General features: G+C 38.1%; 17 protein-coding genes. 13 read left to right on the forward strand and 4 right to left on the reverse strand.

From position 1 onward, the window contains the following. Window positions 1-23: 23 nt before the first annotated feature. A complete protein-coding gene (locus IEX29_RS18735; protein ID WP_188736146.1) occupies window positions 24-1,493 on the reverse strand; it encodes a sodium:solute symporter family protein in 1,470 nt (489 codons plus the stop codon). After that, window positions 1,490-1,672, reverse strand: coding sequence for a hypothetical protein (locus IEX29_RS18740; RefSeq protein ID WP_188736148.1), 183 nt, complete (start codon window positions 1,670-1,672; stop codon window positions 1,490-1,492). Before IEX29_RS18740 ends, IEX29_RS18735 begins: the two co-directional genes overlap by 4 nt. 807 nt (window positions 1,673-2,479) lie before the next feature. On the opposite strand from IEX29_RS18740, the gene IEX29_RS18745 reads away from it, so the two are divergent. Next, the gene (locus tag IEX29_RS18745) at window positions 2,480-3,337 is read left to right on the forward strand and encodes a YtnP family quorum-quenching lactonase (RefSeq protein ID WP_188736150.1); all 858 of its coding nucleotides are present in this window, start codon (window positions 2,480-2,482) and stop codon (window positions 3,335-3,337) included. 78 nt (window positions 3,338-3,415) lie between these two features. Here the strand turns inward: IEX29_RS18745 and IEX29_RS18750 are convergent, their stop codons facing one another. Beyond that, a complete protein-coding gene (locus tag IEX29_RS18750) occupies window positions 3,416-3,730 on the reverse strand; it encodes a PepSY domain-containing protein (protein ID WP_077600895.1) in 315 nt (104 codons plus the stop codon). Window positions 3,731-3,975: 245 nt separating this feature from the next. Between IEX29_RS18750 and IEX29_RS18755 the strand changes: the two genes are divergently transcribed. Both IEX29_RS18755 and IEX29_RS18760 read left to right on the forward strand, forming a co-directional pair. After that, window positions 3,976-5,040 (forward strand): M42 family metallopeptidase, encoded by a 1,065-nt coding sequence (locus IEX29_RS18755; protein WP_188736152.1) that lies wholly within the window; start codon window positions 3,976-3,978, stop codon window positions 5,038-5,040. 4 nt (window positions 5,041-5,044) lie between these two features. Further along, window positions 5,045-5,554, forward strand: coding sequence for a DUF84 family protein (locus IEX29_RS18760; RefSeq protein WP_188736154.1), 510 nt, complete (start codon window positions 5,045-5,047; stop codon window positions 5,552-5,554). 57 nt (window positions 5,555-5,611) lie between these two features. Here IEX29_RS18760 and IEX29_RS18765 read toward each other — a convergent pair whose 3' ends face one another. Beyond that, complete coding sequence (locus tag IEX29_RS18765; protein WP_188736156.1) at window positions 5,612-6,052, reverse strand: YtoQ family protein; 441 nt, start codon at window positions 6,050-6,052, stop codon at window positions 5,612-5,614. Window positions 6,053-6,322: 270 nt separating this feature from the next. On the opposite strand from IEX29_RS18765, the gene IEX29_RS18770 reads away from it, so the two are divergent. From IEX29_RS18770 to ccpA, 10 genes are all read left to right on the forward strand, one after another. Beyond that, complete coding sequence (locus tag IEX29_RS18770; protein WP_188736158.1) at window positions 6,323-6,640, forward strand: thioredoxin family protein; 318 nt, start codon at window positions 6,323-6,325, stop codon at window positions 6,638-6,640. Between the two features lie 16 nt (window positions 6,641-6,656). Beyond that, window positions 6,657-7,466 carry a DUF1444 domain-containing protein gene (locus IEX29_RS18775; RefSeq protein WP_188736160.1) on the forward strand — a complete coding sequence of 270 codons (810 nt, stop codon included), beginning with the start codon at window positions 6,657-6,659 and terminating at the stop codon, window positions 7,464-7,466. Window positions 7,467-7,477: 11 nt separating this feature from the next. Next, on the forward strand, window positions 7,478-8,083 hold the full coding sequence (gene ytpR, locus IEX29_RS18780) for a YtpR family tRNA-binding protein (protein ID WP_188736162.1): 606 nt from the start codon (window positions 7,478-7,480) through the stop codon (window positions 8,081-8,083). Window positions 8,084-8,204: 121 nt separating this feature from the next. Next, window positions 8,205-10,760 carry a DNA translocase FtsK gene (locus IEX29_RS18785; RefSeq protein WP_229720292.1) on the forward strand — a complete coding sequence of 852 codons (2,556 nt, stop codon included), beginning with the start codon at window positions 8,205-8,207 and terminating at the stop codon, window positions 10,758-10,760. Window positions 10,761-11,102: 342 nt separating this feature from the next. Beyond that, on the forward strand, window positions 11,103-12,398 hold the full coding sequence (gene murC / locus IEX29_RS18790; RefSeq protein WP_188736164.1) for a UDP-N-acetylmuramate--L-alanine ligase: 1,296 nt from the start codon (window positions 11,103-11,105) through the stop codon (window positions 12,396-12,398). Between the two features lie 265 nt (window positions 12,399-12,663). After that, window positions 12,664-12,792, forward strand: coding sequence for a hypothetical protein (locus IEX29_RS27090; RefSeq protein ID WP_268239095.1), 129 nt, complete (start codon window positions 12,664-12,666; stop codon window positions 12,790-12,792). A gap of 99 nt (window positions 12,793-12,891) precedes the next feature. Further along, window positions 12,892-13,305 (forward strand): DUF948 domain-containing protein, encoded by a 414-nt coding sequence (locus IEX29_RS18795; protein WP_188736165.1) that lies wholly within the window; start codon window positions 12,892-12,894, stop codon window positions 13,303-13,305. 19 nt (window positions 13,306-13,324) lie between these two features. Then, window positions 13,325-13,921 carry a YtxH domain-containing protein gene (locus tag IEX29_RS18800; protein WP_188736167.1) on the forward strand — a complete coding sequence of 199 codons (597 nt, stop codon included), beginning with the start codon at window positions 13,325-13,327 and terminating at the stop codon, window positions 13,919-13,921. A 296-nt stretch (window positions 13,922-14,217) separates the two neighbouring features. Beyond that, a complete protein-coding gene (locus IEX29_RS18805) occupies window positions 14,218-15,294 on the forward strand; it encodes a bifunctional 3-deoxy-7-phosphoheptulonate synthase/chorismate mutase (protein WP_188736169.1) in 1,077 nt (358 codons plus the stop codon). A 508-nt stretch (window positions 15,295-15,802) separates the two neighbouring features. After that, entirely contained in the window at window positions 15,803-16,798 is a 996-nt protein-coding gene (gene ccpA / locus IEX29_RS18810) for a catabolite control protein A (RefSeq protein ID WP_188736171.1), read from the forward strand. Window positions 16,799-17,573 lie beyond the last annotated feature (775 nt).

Below are 17,573 nucleotides of genomic sequence, written 5' to 3' on the forward strand. Positions count from 1 at the left end.
TCTACACGATTTTTTTATAAATTTTATTTTTTATTTTGAAGGTTTTTCTTTATATAATCAATAAATTCATTTGCCTTTTGCGTTGGAGCATTTGTGAATAAACTAACAAAGATGAACAGTAATATTGATAGAATAAGTCCCCATAGGCCAGAAGCCAGTCCAAACGGTTTTGCCTGCAGCAGCTCTAAAATCAGAACAAGGGCGCCGGGGATGATGGTACTAGCTAATACAGCAGCTGCTGTTCCTCTTTTCCAAAAGAAAGCGCCAATAATTGCCGGAACAACGACGATTAAGCCTGCAGAAGAAGCCACAGATAATACGGCGATCAAATCTAACTGCAGTTCTGCGAATAAATAAGCTAACAAAGCAATAACAGGAATAATAAATTTTCCAATTTTAAGCTGGACACGATCTGTGGTATTCTTGCGAATATTTCCATATACATCTTTTGCAAACATAGAAGATAATGTAAGCAGTATAGAATCAATCGTTGAAACAGCGGCGGCAATAATACCTACCATTACAATAACAGCCAGAACAGGCGGTATCGCTGATGAAGACAGTACAACAGGCGTTGCTAAATCAGGATTGTCCAGGCCCGGCTCCAGTAAGAAAGCGGAATAACCCCAGAAGATAGATACAAAGGTATAAATTAATCCAAATATCATAAAGCCCAGCAGCATATGCCGCATGCTTTTTAAAGAAGCCGGCATAAATAGACGCTGACTGACCTGCGGATTGGAAATGCTGAAGAAAAACCAGGGTATGGTTAATCCGATAAATGTTAAAAAGCTGAAATATCCATTACCAGGCACCGCCAGCATTTCTGGATGACTGGTTTCCAGCTGTTGAAAGAATCCAGTGAACCCGCCTAACTCATGAATTAGAAAGAGGACAACCAAAGTGGACCCGATAATCATAAATAGCGATTGCAAGGAATCTGTCCAGGCAACGGAACGCATCCCGGCTATATAAGCAAATACAATTGCTAAAATAACAGCGATAATTACCCCGGTACTGAAAGAAATCTGCTGATTGGATACACCCTGTAATAAATAACCTACCCCAGCCAGCTGTACGGCACTATATGGAATCAGAAAAAGACAGTTACTAATAGCAATTGCAATGGCCACAGCTTTACTTTGATAACGATCACCAATCATTTCAGAAGGTGTAATATATCCATATTTTTTACCCACAATCCAAAAACGGGGACCAAAAAATGCGATTAACGATACACCCATTAAATAAATTAACTCGAAGCCGAGCGCCCCGACACCTCCACGATAGGTAAGCCCTGCTAATCCGACCAGCATAAACGCGCTATATGTAGTAGCACTGTAGCTTAGTGCAGAAACAAAACCGCCCATTTTACGGTCTCCCAGGAAATAAGCTCCCATATTTGTCTGCTTGCCGGTTCGTGACAAAAAAGCGATAAAAACAGATACAGCAATATAAATTCCTAACCCCCACCAAATAAGCGATACATTCATTCCTCATTGCTCCAATCTTTTGTCAGCATTGTATTGCATACGATTACAATTAAGGTTAATATCAACCAAAAAAGAAAGCTTCCATACCATTTTTCAACTCCTTTAAGAAGTGTAAATGGAATGATAAAAGCAGCAAGAACAATAATTCCAATCATAATCGCTGAGCTTTTTTCCTTCATGTTAATACCTCCATTTATATATGTGATTTAATTCACAAGAAAAAGAATGTGAATTCGTTAACAATCATAGCAGATAGTTCATAAATTTGCCACATTTTTTTTGTGGGAGGATTAAAATATATTTTTTTAAAAGATAAGAAAGTATATAAAAATGCTGAAGTCAGCCGCTGCAACGGGTTTCATGGGGTGAGTAATCGCAACCCCAGAAATACACTACGCTTTCCGTGGGCCCCGAGCTCATCTCCTAGAAAAAAAGAAGAGCACTTTTTTTCTGCGGGGTCTTCCCACTGCGCATTCCCACAGGAGTCTCCGTGTATTTCTTCTGGGACTGCGATTACTCGCCCCATCGAAAACCGTCGCTAAAATTAGCTTTATTTCTTTGTGAAAAAGTAAATAAAACTTATTTCTTCTTAGATGGGAGCGAAGGGAAGTCGACTCCTGCGGGAAAAGCAACAGGTGAAGACCCCGCAAGAAGTGGTCTTCTTCTGAGGAGGCTGAGGCGTTGCCCGCGGAAAGCGACTTCCCACAGCGGACATCTCCTTGGCTAGAACCCCAGTATTTTAAAGACCAAGTGATTTTCTTGGTTTTTCTTATCCATATTTCTGCCTGTAATGAAAATAATCAATGATTAAAAGGAAAGTCTGCTAACAATAGATTAATCCTGATGTCTGCCTATCCGTAGAAAGATTGCTGCCAAGCAAATGGTAACCAGCTCTCTGTGTTTTAAAATCGGATTTTCAGTTCTAATGACAGCGATTGCAAGATGTTGTTTTATCAGATAAACTTATAAGAAAAGGGAGGGTAAAGATGGAAACTTTACAGGTTGGCAGGGCGAAACTCACTTGGCTGAACGGAGGTGTAACACATCTGGATGGCGGATCGATGTTCGGTGTGGTTCCAAAAGCGTTGTGGGAGAAAAAATATCCAAATAACGAAAAAAATCAAATTGAGCTGCGTACAGATCCTATATTAATTGAGCTGGATGGCTCTTATTTATTAATTGATTCAGGAATTGGATGGAATAAACTATCAGATAAGCAGAAAAGGAATTTCGGTGTATTGGAAGAAACCAAATTAGAGGCATCTTTACTGGAATTGGGATTTACCGTCGATGACATTGACATTGTATTAATGACACATCTCCATTATGATCATGCGAATGGTTTAACAAAGCTTACTGATGAGGGTAAATATGAATCCGTGTTTAAAAAAGCAAAAATTTATGTTTCTCAGGTCGAGTGGGACGAGATGAGGCATCCTAATATCCGGTCTGTAAATACTTACTGGGAGAAAAATTGGAAGCCGATTAGAGAACAGGTTCATCCCTTTAAAGAGAAAGTGGAAATTTTGCCGGGGTTAACGATGGTTCATACGGGAGGGCATAGTGATGGACACGCTATTATCCGGTTCCAGGGTGAAAAGGAGAGCTTTTTACATATGGCAGATATTATGCCGACACATGCGCATCAAAACAAGCTCTGGGTTCTTGCATATGACGATTATCCGGTTCAATCCGTATTGCAAAAGGAATACTGGATGGAACAGGGGTATAAAGAGAATGCGTGGTTCACTTTTTATCATGATGCGTATTTCCGGGCGGTCAAGTTTAATGAATCAGGAGAAAAAATAAATCAGGTAGAGCGCGTGCGTTACACCTATGAATAAAAGGAATCATTTTGGAAAGTGGGAAATAAAAAGAGCAGCAATCTCAAAATGAGAGGGCTGCCCTGAATAAGCATTGTATTAAACGGCTGCTTCTGTATCTATAACAGCGCCGGTTTCTATGTCTACGTAGAAATCAAATTGCTTGTTAGTACCATCAATATTTCTGGTTACTCCACCGCGGTACACATCGTAAAGCAGACCGTTTCTTTCTAATTCTTCCGGTTTCATGTAAATCCAGGAGCCGCTGATAGGTCCATTACGTTTAAACATTTCTTTTGCATGATTCAATGCTTTTTCTGGAGTGATTTTTGTTTGATTACTTACTTGTTCACGCGCAATATATCCGATAGCAATACCGAGTGCTGCTGCAAGTAATACCTTTTTTTTGCTCAATTTATTCACCTCTGTTTTAGTAAGATTCAATGTCTGCTATATGTGTAGTATATCGTAATTTTGCGGAGAAATACAAACAATTGAACATAAATACTGGAAAGAGTTTTACTTTTTCGAGTATACTTGCGGTAGTGTTAATAGTGAATCAACGAAGAAATTCGCAGTGTCATTTTTATTGACCTTTTTCGAACATCCTCTAAGATAGTTTTTTAGTCGATGCAGTAATATACTTAGGAGGCTTTTTAATGAATAAAGAAACGCTTACATTATTTAAGAATTTAACTGAATTACAGGGCGCGCCAGGTAATGAGCATGCCGTTCGTCATTTTATGAAACAGGAACTGGAAAAATACTCGGATGAAATTGTCCAGGATAATTTAGGTGGAGTGTTTGGCGTAAGAAATGGTAAAGGACCTACGGTAATGGTAGCCGGCCATATGGATGAGGTCGGTTTTATGGTGACACAGATTACAGATAACGGAATGCTCCGCTTCCAGACTTTAGGCGGCTGGTGGAGTCAGGTTATGCTGGCTCAGCGTGTTCAGGTGATGACAAAAAATGGACCGGTTACTGGAGTTATCGGGTCTATTCCGCCACACTTACTGACAGATACACAACGCGGTAAACCGATGGAGATAAAAAATATGTTAATTGATATCGGAGCGGATGATAAAGAGGATGTAGCACGTATTGGTGTCCGTCCGGGAGATACTATTGTTCCAATCACACCATTTGAACCGATGGCTAACGAGAAGAAAATCCTGGCAAAAGCTTGGGATAACCGTTATGGCTGTGGATTGGCAATTGAGCTTTTAAAAGAACTGCAGGGAGAAACTCTTCCAAATCAGCTTTATTCTGGTGCAACTGTACAGGAGGAAGTCGGATTACGCGGATCACAGGTAGCGGCAAATATGATAAAGCCTGATATTTTTTATGCTTTGGATGCTTCGCCGGCAAACGACGCTTCAGGAGATAAGAAAGCATTTGGACAATTAGGAGAAGGAGCGTTATTGCGCATCTTTGACCGCACAATGATTACACATAAAGGTATGCGTGAATTTGTTCTTGATACAGCAGAATCGAATGATATTCCTTATCAATACTTTATTTCACCAGGTGGTACGGATGCAGGCCGTGTCCATTTATCAGGCGATGGAGTTCCTTCAGCAGTTGTCGGAATCTGCTCAAGATATATTCATACATCGGCATCCATCATTCATGTAGATGATTATGCAGCTGCAAAAGAATTAATTGTTAAACTCGTTAAAACAACTGATGAGACAGTTGTTTCCGGGTTAAAGCAAAGCTGATAGTATGCAAGAAACTGTTATTATAGGATCAAAAAATCCGACAAAAGTAGAGGCAGTTAAAAATGTATTTCAGGGATTTGAAGTAAGCTCACTTGATGTGCCTTCCAGTGTATCTGTTCAGCCTTTTTCAGATGAAGAAACACGGGCCGGCGCGATTAATCGTGCAAAGGCATGTGCTGCGAGCAGTAGCGGTGCCATTGGAATCGGACTGGAAGGAGGAGTAATGTATGTAGATGATACATTATTCCTCTGTAACTGGGGAGCACTGGCTACAGATGATGGAGAACTATTTACAGCCAGCGGAGCAAGAATAGCTCTTCCAAAAGAAATTGAAAATGAGCTTAAAACAGCTGGGGAATTAAGTATTGTGATGGACGCATATACAAAAAAAGAAAACGTCCGCAGTCATGAAGGTGCGATTGGTATTTTTACGAATAACCTTGTGTCAAGAGAAGATATGTTTACGCATGTCGTGCAGCTGCTTAAAGGACAGCTTGATTTTGCGAATAAATAGGTAACAATAAAAAAACAGGCCCTTGAGCCTGTTTTTTTATTAATCACCAGAATTTTATTATTCGTAAATATAAGCAATAACATCTAAAGCCTGCTCTACAGATTCTACCGTAATATTTGCTTTATTTGAAAGCTCTTTTAAAGGATGAATTAATTTCTCCGGGCGAATAATAATCGTCGGTTTTCCTAAAGCTATAGCAGTGCTTGCATCCATGGCAGTATTCCATTGCTTGTACTCTTCTCCAAAAAGCGCAATAACAATATCTGATTTCTGCATTAAGACCTGTGTCCGGAAGTTATTAACGCTGGAAGCAGCATCATCGCGATAAAAATTACCAGGCTGCTTTCCTAAAATTGCTTCGCCGATATCATCGGAACGATCATGATTTGTCTGTGGAGAAACAAATGTCAAAGGAAGCTTTTTTTCCTCGGCAAGCTTTTTAACCTCATCTCTCCAATTATCATGAATTTGTCCAGCCAGATAAACAGTTAAATTCATTCCAATCCCTCCCAATCAATGTTATCTTTATAGTAAATGTTTTTTTTAATATTGTTAAGTTATTTGATTACTTGTGAGAAAAGGCTTTTTGTGAAAATGTTATTTGTTTAGAAGGAGAAATAACAACCTATGGTAATTAATGTAACTGGCGTAGTGTAATTCGGAACAGTTTCTAAACAGATTTTCTTTAGGGAAAGATGAAACAAGGTAACTTGATTGAAAGAAAATGGGCAGCAAGCTATTATAGAGAAAGAGAAAGGGTGTATAAAAATGAAAGAATTACAAAATACAGAGGAATTTAATGTGTATATTAAAGAAGGACCTGTTGTTTTTTTATTTACTGCGGGCTGGTGTCCGGATTGTCGTGTGATTGAACCGGTCTTGCCTGAAATTGAAGAGAATTATTCGCAATTTCAATTTGTAGAAGTAAATCGGGATAATTTTATCGAGCTTTGCCAGGAATATGATATTTACGGTATTCCAAGTTTTCTGGCGTTTGAAAAAGGGGAAGAACTAGGCAGATTTGTGAGTAAAGACCGGAAAACACAAGAAGAAATTGAATCCTTTTTAGACGGGTTAGCTAAATAGGCAGGGAGGCATTTTCATGGCAAAAATGACCAGCATCAAGATGAAGCATCTGCTGGAGGATAAATTGAAAAATCCCGATTATCGGATTGTGTACAAGCGTGATGATGATGCAGTGCGGATTGAGTGGAAGGAATCAAAAGAGGGCATGACCGTTTCCCTTCCTAATTTAATTGTTAAATATAATGAGCGGGGCATGGAAGCTGTCGATGAAATGGTGGAGCATGTCAACGAAGCGTTGAAAATCATGAATCAGACACAGCATTTGAAAGGAATGGAGAAGCAGATCTTTCCAGTACTGCGTTCTCCTTCCTTCCCAACGGAAACAAAGGCTGGAAAGAAGCTTATTTTTAAAGACCATACTGCGGAAACAAGGGTTTTCTATGCACTTGATTTAGGGAAGTCCTATCGTCTTATAGATGAAGAATTATTAGGGGAAGAAGAATGGACGAAGGAAAGACTGGATGAAATAGCGGCATTTAATATTCGTTCCTTATCCTATCAGCCCAAAGTAGACCAGGTAGCGGGAAATGATTTTTATTTTCTCGCGACACAGGATGGTTATGATGCAAGCCGTATTCTTAATGAAGCATTTTTAGAAGAAATGCTTGCGAATGCAAAAGGGGAATTGACCGTTGCTGTGCCGCATCAGGATGTTCTTATTTTAGGTGATATTCAAAATAAAACAGGATATGATATTTTAGCACAGATGACCATGAAGTTTTTTGCAGATGGAAGAATTCCAATTACTTCTTTGCCATTTGTTTATGAAAATAAAAAATTAGAGCCGGTATTTATATTGGCAAAAAATAGACCTGAGAAAAATTAGGAGTGAATGTAATGGATGTTTTTTATAACCGCGAGGGAATTGGAGATGTATTGATTATCCCTATTAAAGATGGAAATCGATACGAATTAAAGGAAGAAACAAATGATGATATTACAAAAATAACTTCAACAGAAGGGGAGGTGCTTGGATATAATATTTTCCGGGCTTCCACATACTTTAATTTAGATGGAAAAAGTGGTGCCATTCCTTTAACAGAGGAGTTTTTAGCAGAAATTCGTACACTTTTCCAACAAAAAGGAATAGATGACCCCCTTGAATTTGATTTGCGTCCGAAATTTGTAGTAGGATTTGTTAAGTCAAAGCAGGCTCATGAAAATGCGGATAAATTAAGTGTATGTCAAATTGATGTTGGAGAAGAAACCTTACAAATCGTTTGTGGTGCTCCTAATATTGATGAAGGCCAAAAGGTTGTTGTAGCCAAAGTAGGAGCGACAATGCCAAGCGGTATGAAAATAAAAGCATCTGAATTAAGAGGCGTACCTTCCAATGGAATGGTTTGTTCGCAAAAAGAACTGGGCTTACCAAATGCACCGCAGGAAAAAGGTATTTACGTATTAGACAATGCCTATCAGATTGGTGAAGAATTTACATTTTAACTTACAAATCCCTTGTGCCGGCAGGGGATTTTTTAACAGGTAAACTTTATCGCAGGAATAATGTAAATACCCGTAAAAAACTGCTAAAATAAACAGTATGAACAATTAAGGAAATGAGTGAATGCATATGTGGTGGGAGCAATGGAAAGAACGGCTCAAAAACATATTTACAAAAGAAGTGGAAGTAGAAGAATTAATTGAGGTTGAAGTGGAAGACTCTGAAAAACAACCAAATATCCAGACAAAAATGACATACCATTATCCTTCCGGACGAACATTTAAGTTTCCGGTAATTCCTGATACTGTTGACCAAAAGAAAGAACAGACAATTGACAAACAACCAAGCTATAAAAGAAGAAATCAAGAAATCGTACAGGAAAGAAGAGAAAGAAGGCAAATCAGGGAGAGCAGCGGACATAGAGAGAACAGGCAAAGAAAAGAAACCATTTCAGATAAAAACGCAAAGAATCTCCGTACATTGCCAAATCAAAGAAGAAAAGAATCTTCGCTGCACGTACGCAAGGTATCGCGGGAAGAAGATAAACCGGGCAGAAAAGTATATAAGAAAAATCCGGATGTCCCTTTTCAGCCAACTGAGGTGCCATCCCCGATTTATGGTTTTCAGTCAAGAGAGTCTAAATTACTCCATGAAGTGCCTGCTTATCAGAGGAAAGAAGCGAAGTATCAAACAGATCATGAAATAGCCGCTGCTATAGAGGATGCAGCTGCCCATTCTGAAGCACTGGCGGAAGAGCAGGAAATACTGCTGTCATCAAATAGTGCAGTATATCAGTCTGAGGAAAATCAAGCTGATTTACTTAAAGAAGAAAGTAAATCAGACAATTATCAGAAGGATAATTCAATAGAGAAAACGGAATTAGAGGAAATGAAAGAAGAAGAGCCGGAAATCAATACCGAAGAGGATACAGAGACAAAAATAAAAGAAATAGCTGAGCGGGAAACACCTTCCAGACAGGAAGAGAATGTCCAATCCCAAAAAAGAAATCCGATTCATACGACAGCCGGCAGCCAAACAACTGATTACAATAAACAAACCAATACTGCAACGGCTTTTAATGTAATGATGACGCCGCGGGATAAAAAGAATTTACATGAACAGAAAAAACGTGAAGAAACATTTCAGCGATTGCAGGAAGCGCATCAAAAGCGGGAAGGGGAGCTGCGTAAAGCTGAAGAAAAAATCAGTAAAGTACATGTTGATAACTCAGCAACGGCTAATACATTTACTGGTACACCCCAAGAGCAAAAAACTAGAGATGTTCCTTTACATTTATTAAATGATCCTCCTGTTAAATCCACAGAGGAGGATGAAGAATGGCTGGAAGAGCAGCAAAATCTTCTGGAGGAAACGTTGAAGCATTTCCAGGTAAAGGCAAAGGTAGTCAAAGCAACACAGGGTCCGTCTGTAACACGCTTTGAGGTGCAGCCGGAGATGGGTGTAAAGGTTAGTAAAATAAAAAATTTAGCAGATGATTTAAAATTGAATATGTCTGCGAAGGATATCCGGATTGAGGCACCTATTCCAGGTAAAAATACTGTGGGCATTGAGGTTCCTAACCTTCATCCTGAAATGGTTGGTATTCAGCGTATTATTGAATCCGATGATTTTAAAGACAGCCGGTCTCCATTAAGTGTAGCTCTGGGTCTCACGATTGAAGGAATGCCTAAAGTAATTGACATTAATAAGATGCCGCACGGTTTGATTGCAGGGGCTACCGGTTCCGGTAAAAGTGTCTGTATCAATACAATCCTGGTGAGCTTAATTTACAATGCCAGTCATGAGGATGTAAGGATTCTTTTAATTGATCCGAAAATGGTTGAGCTTGCTCCATATAATGGTATACCTCACCTTGTTTCGCCTGTTATTACAGATGTCAAAGCTGCTACACAAAGTCTTAAATGGGCTGTAGCAGAAATGGAGGACCGTTATGACCGTTTTGTACGTGAAGGTGTAAGAGACATAGGAAGGTATAACGAAAAAGTGGTTCGTGAAGGAAGAACAGATAAAAAAATGCCGTTTATTGTTATTGTCATTGATGAATTAGCAGATCTGATGATGATGTCTCCGCAGGATGTGGAAGATGCTATCAGCAGAATCGCTCAGAAAGCAAGAGCATGCGGTATTCATCTTCTGCTTGCAACACAACGCCCATCGGTGGATGTTATTACAGGTTTGATTAAAGCAAATATTCCTACAAGAATTGCATTCAGTGTATCTTCTCAAGTAGATTCCCGAACCATTATTGATTCCAGCGGTGCAGAAAAATTACTTGGTAGAGGGGATATGCTTCTTGTGGAGAATGGCGCCGGTAAAAGCGTTCGTTTACAAGGACCGTTTGTATCTGATGAAGAAATAGAACGCGTTGCAAGCTATGCAAAATCAATGGCTGAGCCGCAGTATCTGTTTGAACAGGAAGAATTGTTAGAACAAATACAGATAGATGAAGAGGAGGATGACCTCTTAGATGCTGCCATCGATTTTGTATTACAACAGAATAGTGCAAGCACGTCTTCCTTGCAAAGACATTTTAAAATAGGCTATAACCGTGCAGCAAGACTGATTGACTCATTAGAACAAAGAGGAATTATTTCTGGGCAGAATGGAAGCCGTGCACGGGAGATTTTGATTACAAAAACACAGAGAGACAGTATGTAAGCTGTCTCTTCTTTCTTGATGCAAAAAAGATGAGCGAAAAAAGTTGCTATAATTCTTGAAAGTTACTAAAATATAAAGGGAGCTTTTCAAGAAGCGCAAGAAATTTTGAGGCAAAAGCACATATGATACATTATCTGTATAGAATGGGATATAGGCATCCGTTTTCTTAAATTTGCTTTCAAAAAGCTTTGAAATAAAAAATTTTGCTTTAAAATAAGTTATTTATTTGTTATAATCCATTGAATGGGACAGCAGTTAGTCAAACTATGGAAAAAAATGCTAATAATTATAGACAAAATTACATGAAAATGAATAGATGAAAAAACGTTGGAGGTTCGTTTTATGACAACTTACCATTTTATAGGTATAAAAGGAACAGGAATGAGTGCACTAGCACAAATCCTTCATGATTCAGGTGAAAAGGTGCAGGGATCAGATATTGATAACCGTATCTTTACACAGGTATCTTTAGAAGAAAAAAATATCCCTATCTTTTCTTTCTCAAAAGATAATATTAAATCAGATTATACAATTATTGCTGGAAATGCTTTTCCGGAGGATCATGTTGAAATAAAAGAAGCAAAAGAGCAAGGCTGCAAATTTTATTGGTATCATGAATTTTTAGGAGAATGGTTAAAACAATACACAAGTATTGCTGTTACAGGTGCACATGGGAAAACCACTACGACAGGGTTGCTATCACATGTATTAGAGAGTGCTTATCCTATTTCTTATTTAATCGGTGATGGGACAGGACGTGGACATGTTGACAGTAAATATTTTGCTTTTGAAGCATGTGAATACCGCAGGCACTTTTTAAGCTATGAACCGGACTATGCGATTATGACAAATATTGATTTTGATCATCCAGACTATTTTACAAGTTTAGAGGATGTTGTTGATGCTTTTCAATCAATGGCGGACCGTGTAAAAAAAGGAATTGTTGCCTGCGGTGATGATGAAGAACTGCAGGGTATACACACGAAGGTGCCGATTATTTATTATGGTTTTAATGAAACAAATGATTTCCAGGCAAAAAATGTTGTAGAAACAGAACATGGTACGGAATTCGATGTATTTGTTCGAAGCACCTACTATGAACACTTCTTTATTCCTACATTTGGGAATCATACTATTTTAAATTCGCTTGCTGTCATAGCGATATGCCATTATGAAGGACTCCCGGTAGAATGTATGAAAGAAATAAGTACATTTAAAGGGGTTAAACGCCGCTTTACAGAGAAGGAAATTGGTTCTCAGGTTGTAGTGGACGATTATGCGCATCATCCTAAAGAGATTGCGGTAACGATTGAAACAGCGCGGAAAAAATATCCACAAAAGCAAGTGGTTGCTATATTCCAGCCGCATACATTTACGCGGACAAAAACATTCCTGCAAGAGTTTGCAGATAGTCTGAACCAGGCAGATAAAGTGTATCTATGTGATATTTTTGGATCTGCGCGTGAACAATCCGGCCAATTAACCATTGAAGACTTACAAAATCTTATTCCTGAGAGTAATATTTTAAATTTAGAACATACAGAGGTTTTACAAGAATATAAAGACAGCGTGTTAATTTTTATGGGTGCAGGGGATATCCAAAAATTCCAAAAATCTTACGAAGAGACATTTGCATAATATAAAAAGCAGTGAACTGGATTTCGCTGCTTTTTTTACGGAAATTTTTAATTGGATAGCAATATGAAGTGTATGGTATTCCTGACCAGAGCAACGGCTCTTCCTTAAAAGGATATAATATTTATGTTATACTTCAGCCAGTAAACAGGTTGATGTTGTATTTAAACAGAAAAATAAGATACAATAGGAATAAGGATTAAATCTTTTTAAGTGGAAATGTAGTTTATTTTTAGAAAATGCGGGGTAAGAATAAATTATGGTGCATATGAAAGCTGGTATGTTTGAAGTAATACCGCTTTTTAAAAATGACCCTGCATCTATCATGATTACTTTAAAGGAGGTAAATAATCTAATTTCTGGCAAAACAGGAAATTTTGTATTGTCCATTGCATGATACTTGCTGTTTGGACAGACCTCTTTAAAGAGTACATACTATCCCTTATAAAGCTTTTAACCGGCGCAGACGAATAAGGAACAAAGGAGTGATATGTATATGGAAGTTATCCTCTATAGTGCACTGGCGATTGCCGTAGCTGCCTTGCTCATTTTAATGATTTATATGGTCATTTTATTAGTTAACACAAAAAAAACGATGGAAGAAGTTCTTAAAACATTAGGTAAGATTGATCATCAAGTCAAAGGGGTTGCCGGCGAAGCAACAGAGGTTGTTGAGAAATCAAAAGGCCTGGTAGATGATTTAACTCATAAATCGTCTCAACTTGATGGTTTAATTCAGGGAGCAAAGGGAATAGGTGATACAGTAGAGGACTTTAATAAGTCATTACAGCAATTATCTAATATTATTTCTAAGCACTCAAAAGAGGACCAGGAAAAAGCTGCGCAGGCAGTTAAATGGGGCGCTTCGATCTTTGAATATTGGAATAAGCGCAAAACAAATTCTAATTAAATCTCAGGAGGTTATAAAGATGGCAGACAATCAAATTAACACGAAGGATTTTATTATTGGTACGCTTGTGGGGAGCTTTGTAGGAGCTGCCACAGCTTTATTACTTGCACCAAAATCAGGGAAAGAACTGCGCGGGGATATTAATGATGGAGCAATCCAAGTAAAAAATCGTGCAACTGAATTAGCTGGAACAGCTCAAGAAAAAGGATCAGAATTAAAAGACAAGGCATACTCGGCAACTTCTGATTTAACGAAAAAAGCAGTGGATGTAACATCAGACTTATCAAAAACAGTTGCGAGTAAATCTCAGGAGATTACAGAAAACGTAAAACAGAAAACAGCGGATTTAAGAGAGACAGTAGAAGACAAACTAAACGATGCTCAGGACAAAGCAGAAGATTTAAAAGATACTGCTGGAGATAAGCTGGATGACGCAAAGGATAAAGCATCTGATTTAAAAGATGAAATATCAGATAAAATAGAAGATGTAAAAAAAGAGACTGCAGATAAAAAAGCAGAAGCTGAAGAAACAGTTTCTAAAAAAACAGCAGAAGTAAAAAAAGAAACAAAGCAGGCAGCTAATGAAGTGAAAAAAGAAGTAAATAAGAAATCATAATACTTAAAAAAACATTGACGGGTATTCCACCCGTCAATGTTTTTTTATAAATTTTCCAGGCATAATAGTACAGATCAATCGTTTCACAAGGAAAACATACAACAACTTTTATACGATTGAAATCGGAAACATTCTTTACATTATTTCCAGACATGTCCAAAAAATGAGGCTTCTTTTTTTCGACTTTCTTTAAGAATTAAAATTTTACATTAATTAAGTGGTGACAAATAGAAAAATCTTAGCTATAATGGTCTCTAATTATTCTAAATGATTAAGAGATTTGAGGAGAGTGTAAAATGAGTAATGAAATGGAGCAGTTAAGACAGCAAATGGACAAGGTTAATCTGGAAATACTAGAATTGATTAACAAGAGAGCAAGTATTAATCAAGAGATTGGTGATTTAAAAACCAAGCAGAGTATTAAACGCTTTGATCCAGTGCGTGAGCGTGAAATGCTAGATAAGATTAAAAATAATAATAGTGGTCCTTTTCAAGACTCGACACTTGAACATATTTTTAAAGAAATCTTTAAAGCTAGTCTTGAGCTTCAGGAAGAAGATAACAGCAAAGCACTCTTAGTATCCAGAAAAAAACAGGCTGAAAATACAGTGGTTGATCTGAAGGGTGAACAAGTCGGAGCCGGCGGAATCAGCTATGTATTCGGTCCTTGTGCAGTAGAAGGATATGAGCAGGTAGCTGCTGTAGCTGCTTCTGTAAAAGAAAAAGGATTAAAGCTGCTTCGTGGCGGAGCGTTTAAACCAAGAACCTCTCCTTATGATTTCCAAGGACTAGGAATAGAAGGATTAGAGATTCTGAAAAAAGTAGCAGATGAATATGATTTAGCTGTTATTAGTGAAATTGTAAATCCTGCTGATCTAGAACAGGCAGTTGATTATATTGATGTTGTACAAATTGGTGCAAGAAACATGCAGAACTTCGAATTATTAAAGGCTGCAGGAGATGCTGGCAAGCCAGTGCTGTTAAAACGTGGATTATCAGCAACGATTCAGGAATTCATCAATGCGGCAGAGTACATCATGTCCAGAGGAAACGGAAATATTATGTTATGTGAACGCGGAATTCGTACATACGAAAAAGCAACACGTAATACATTAGATATTTCTGCAGTACCTATTTTAAAACAGGAAACACATTTACCGGTATTTGTTGATGTTACGCATTCAACTGGCCGGAGAGATTTATTATTGCCTACAGCGAAAGCAGCAATCGCTGTTGGTGCAGATGGGGTTATGGCTGAGGTTCACCCAGACCCTGCAGTTGCATTGTCTGACTCAGCACAACAAATGGATATCCCTACTTTTGATCAATTCTTTAAAGAAATTAAAGATGTTGAAAATCGTTTGAAAAAATAATAAAGACTATTATAAAGACTACCTCAAAAATTAATGGTATAATTTTTGAGGTAGTTTTTTTTGTATAAGACAAAAGTATATCTATAAATGATGTAAAAGGTTTTCAAAGGTTTAAGTTTGGATATAATAGTAATAAGGTATGTTATATTTAAGAGGATATCCAAAATGATAAGCGGCGAGGTAATGACCTTCTACTAAAAATCGTCCACGTTGTGTGGGTAACGCAGAAGCCACCACATCCTGTGGAAATGCGTTGACGTGATCTTCTTGCTTCTAATTTGGGGTCTGGGCCTGGGACTGCGATTACTCGTCCCATCGAAAAACATTTGTGATTACTCTTCCCATCGAAAACCGTTGGATACTTTTTGGACATTTATTTAAACGTGTTTATGAAAATTTTCATTTTGTTTTCATGAAAACTTTGTAATTTTTTTCATGGTAGCGTATGATATATAAATAGATGCAGCATTAGTTCTTGTATAAAGTGAATTTTAGGAGGTAGATAAATATGACTGTTACAATTTATGATGTAGCAAGAGAAGCAAATGTTTCAATGGCAACCGTATCACGGGTTGTCAATGGAAATCCAAATGTAAAACCAACAACAAGAAAGAAAGTATTAGCAACTATTGAACAATTAGGATACCGTCCTAACGCAGTTGCTCGTGGACTTGCAAGTAAGAAAACAACAACAATTGGTGCTATTATTCCTGATATATCTAATATTTTCTTTTCAGAGCTTGCTCGTGGAATAGAGGATATTGCAACGATGTATAAGTATAATATTATTTTAAGCAGCTCTGATCAAAATAAGGACAAGGAAATAGAATTAATCAACACGATGCTTGAAAAACAGGTAGATGGTATTCTATTCATGGGCGGGAATATAACAGAAGAGCATATTCACCAGTTCCAGACAAGCTCTGTTCCGGTTGTACTGGCTTCTACGTATGATCCGACAGACACTATTCCTTCTGTTAATATTGATTATGAGCTGGCTGCATATGAAGCTACTAAAACATTGATTGAGAAGACAAACCAGCTGCCCGCTTTAGTAGGAAGCCAGGCAGATACAAGTGTGAATACATTAAAAACAAATGGATATTTGCGTGCATTGAAAGAATCTGGTATGGAGCCGAATGAGGATTACATTTATAAGGGTTCTTATGCTTATTCTACTGGGATAGAAGCAATGGAGCACTTTTTAAAATTAGAGAACCGTCCTGCATCTGTATTTGTTATGTATGATGAAATTGCTTTAGGTGTTATTCACGGCGCACAGGATAATGGACTGAATGTACCTGAAGACATCGAGGTATTTGGATTTGATAACATCCGCTTAGCAAGTATGGTCCGTCCTAAGCTGACTACAGTTGTTCAGCCGACGTATGATATTGGAGCAGTTGGTATGAGACTTCTGACAAAGTATATGAATGATGAAGACGTAGAAGAGAAGAACGTTGTATTGCCGCATCGTATGGAGTTTAGAGACTCTACGAAATAAAGTATTCAAAAAAGACAAAGCAGTTAGATGATAATCTGCTTTGTCTTTTTTATAAGTAGCTCAACTTTTGAATCTGAGAATAAACATCTATACCTTGCTGTTCCAGAATGTGCATGGTCTCTATTAACATGCTTGCTTTTAGTTGACTCATCTTTTCATTTTTTGAACAGGTTATTGTGTATAGCTTCCGCTCCGGCCAACCACTCCGCTTTCCGACGTACAGGACGTACTAGTGCAGACGTTGCAACAGGACGTTGCGATCTTAGTCTGCCATGGGGACGGCTTCAGCTAACTTGAAAAGAAACCCGCTTTTCAAGTGGATCTTCAGCTCGTCCTGCGATGCACAAGGACGTGCAAGTGCAGGAGTTGTGACAACGCTTTTCGATGGGGTGAGTAATCTTAGGCCCCAGGAGTCACGGGTTTAGCCTGCGAACCACTTAGGAGTCTCCGTGGTTGGCCTGCGCTCTAATAGGATTCTACAGCGCATGGAAGAAAATAATATCCTGATGAAGTTAGATGAAATCATCGTTTTTAGCAGTTCAAATCATGACAGCATGAATAATTCATATCGAGAATAGCTTTCATGCACCAAAAAAAAGGATTGCTGAACATGTTTACCATGCAACACGATAAATTTATTCTGTCAGATCTACCTTTTATCTGTTCAGTTATTTCAGCATAGAACATCCTGCTAGCGGAGGCGGACCGTTTTGACTCCTAAGGGATTAAGCACCATCTGAAGATCCACTTTTGCCAAGTGCTCTTCTTGGCAAAA

The organism is Oceanobacillus neutriphilus (genome assembly GCF_014645515.1).
In the GTDB taxonomy this organism is placed as follows: domain Bacteria; phylum Bacillota; class Bacilli; order Bacillales; family Amphibacillaceae; genus Oceanobacillus; species Oceanobacillus neutriphilus.

Bases quoted from the DNA above. Each gene is read 5' to 3' on its own strand.
- IEX29_RS18735 (WP_188736146.1), bottom strand. From the start codon at position 1,493: ATGAATGTATCGCTTATTTGGTGGGGGTTAGGAATTTATATTGCTGTA.
- IEX29_RS18740 (WP_188736148.1), bottom strand. From the start codon at position 1,672: ATGAAGGAAAAAAGCTCAGCGATTATGATTGGAATTATTGTTCTTGCT.
- IEX29_RS18745 (WP_188736150.1), top strand. From the start codon at position 2,480: ATGGAAACTTTACAGGTTGGCAGGGCGAAACTCACTTGGCTGAACGGA.
- IEX29_RS18755 (WP_188736152.1), top strand. From the start codon at position 3,976: ATGAATAAAGAAACGCTTACATTATTTAAGAATTTAACTGAATTACAG.
- IEX29_RS18760 (WP_188736154.1), top strand. From the start codon at position 5,045: ATGCAAGAAACTGTTATTATAGGATCAAAAAATCCGACAAAAGTAGAG.
- IEX29_RS18765 (WP_188736156.1), bottom strand. From the start codon at position 6,052: ATGAATTTAACTGTTTATCTGGCTGGACAAATTCATGATAATTGGAGA.
- IEX29_RS18770 (WP_188736158.1), top strand. From the start codon at position 6,323: ATGAAAGAATTACAAAATACAGAGGAATTTAATGTGTATATTAAAGAA.
- IEX29_RS18775 (WP_188736160.1), top strand. From the start codon at position 6,657: ATGGCAAAAATGACCAGCATCAAGATGAAGCATCTGCTGGAGGATAAA.
- ytpR (WP_188736162.1), top strand. From the start codon at position 7,478: ATGGATGTTTTTTATAACCGCGAGGGAATTGGAGATGTATTGATTATC.
- IEX29_RS18785 (WP_229720292.1), top strand. From the start codon at position 8,205: ATGCATATGTGGTGGGAGCAATGGAAAGAACGGCTCAAAAACATATTT.
- murC (WP_188736164.1), top strand. From the start codon at position 11,103: ATGACAACTTACCATTTTATAGGTATAAAAGGAACAGGAATGAGTGCA.
- IEX29_RS27090 (WP_268239095.1), top strand. From the start codon at position 12,664: ATGAAAGCTGGTATGTTTGAAGTAATACCGCTTTTTAAAAATGACCCT.
- IEX29_RS18795 (WP_188736165.1), top strand. From the start codon at position 12,892: ATGGAAGTTATCCTCTATAGTGCACTGGCGATTGCCGTAGCTGCCTTG.
- IEX29_RS18800 (WP_188736167.1), top strand. From the start codon at position 13,325: ATGGCAGACAATCAAATTAACACGAAGGATTTTATTATTGGTACGCTT.
- IEX29_RS18805 (WP_188736169.1), top strand. From the start codon at position 14,218: ATGAGTAATGAAATGGAGCAGTTAAGACAGCAAATGGACAAGGTTAAT.
- ccpA (WP_188736171.1), top strand. From the start codon at position 15,803: ATGACTGTTACAATTTATGATGTAGCAAGAGAAGCAAATGTTTCAATG.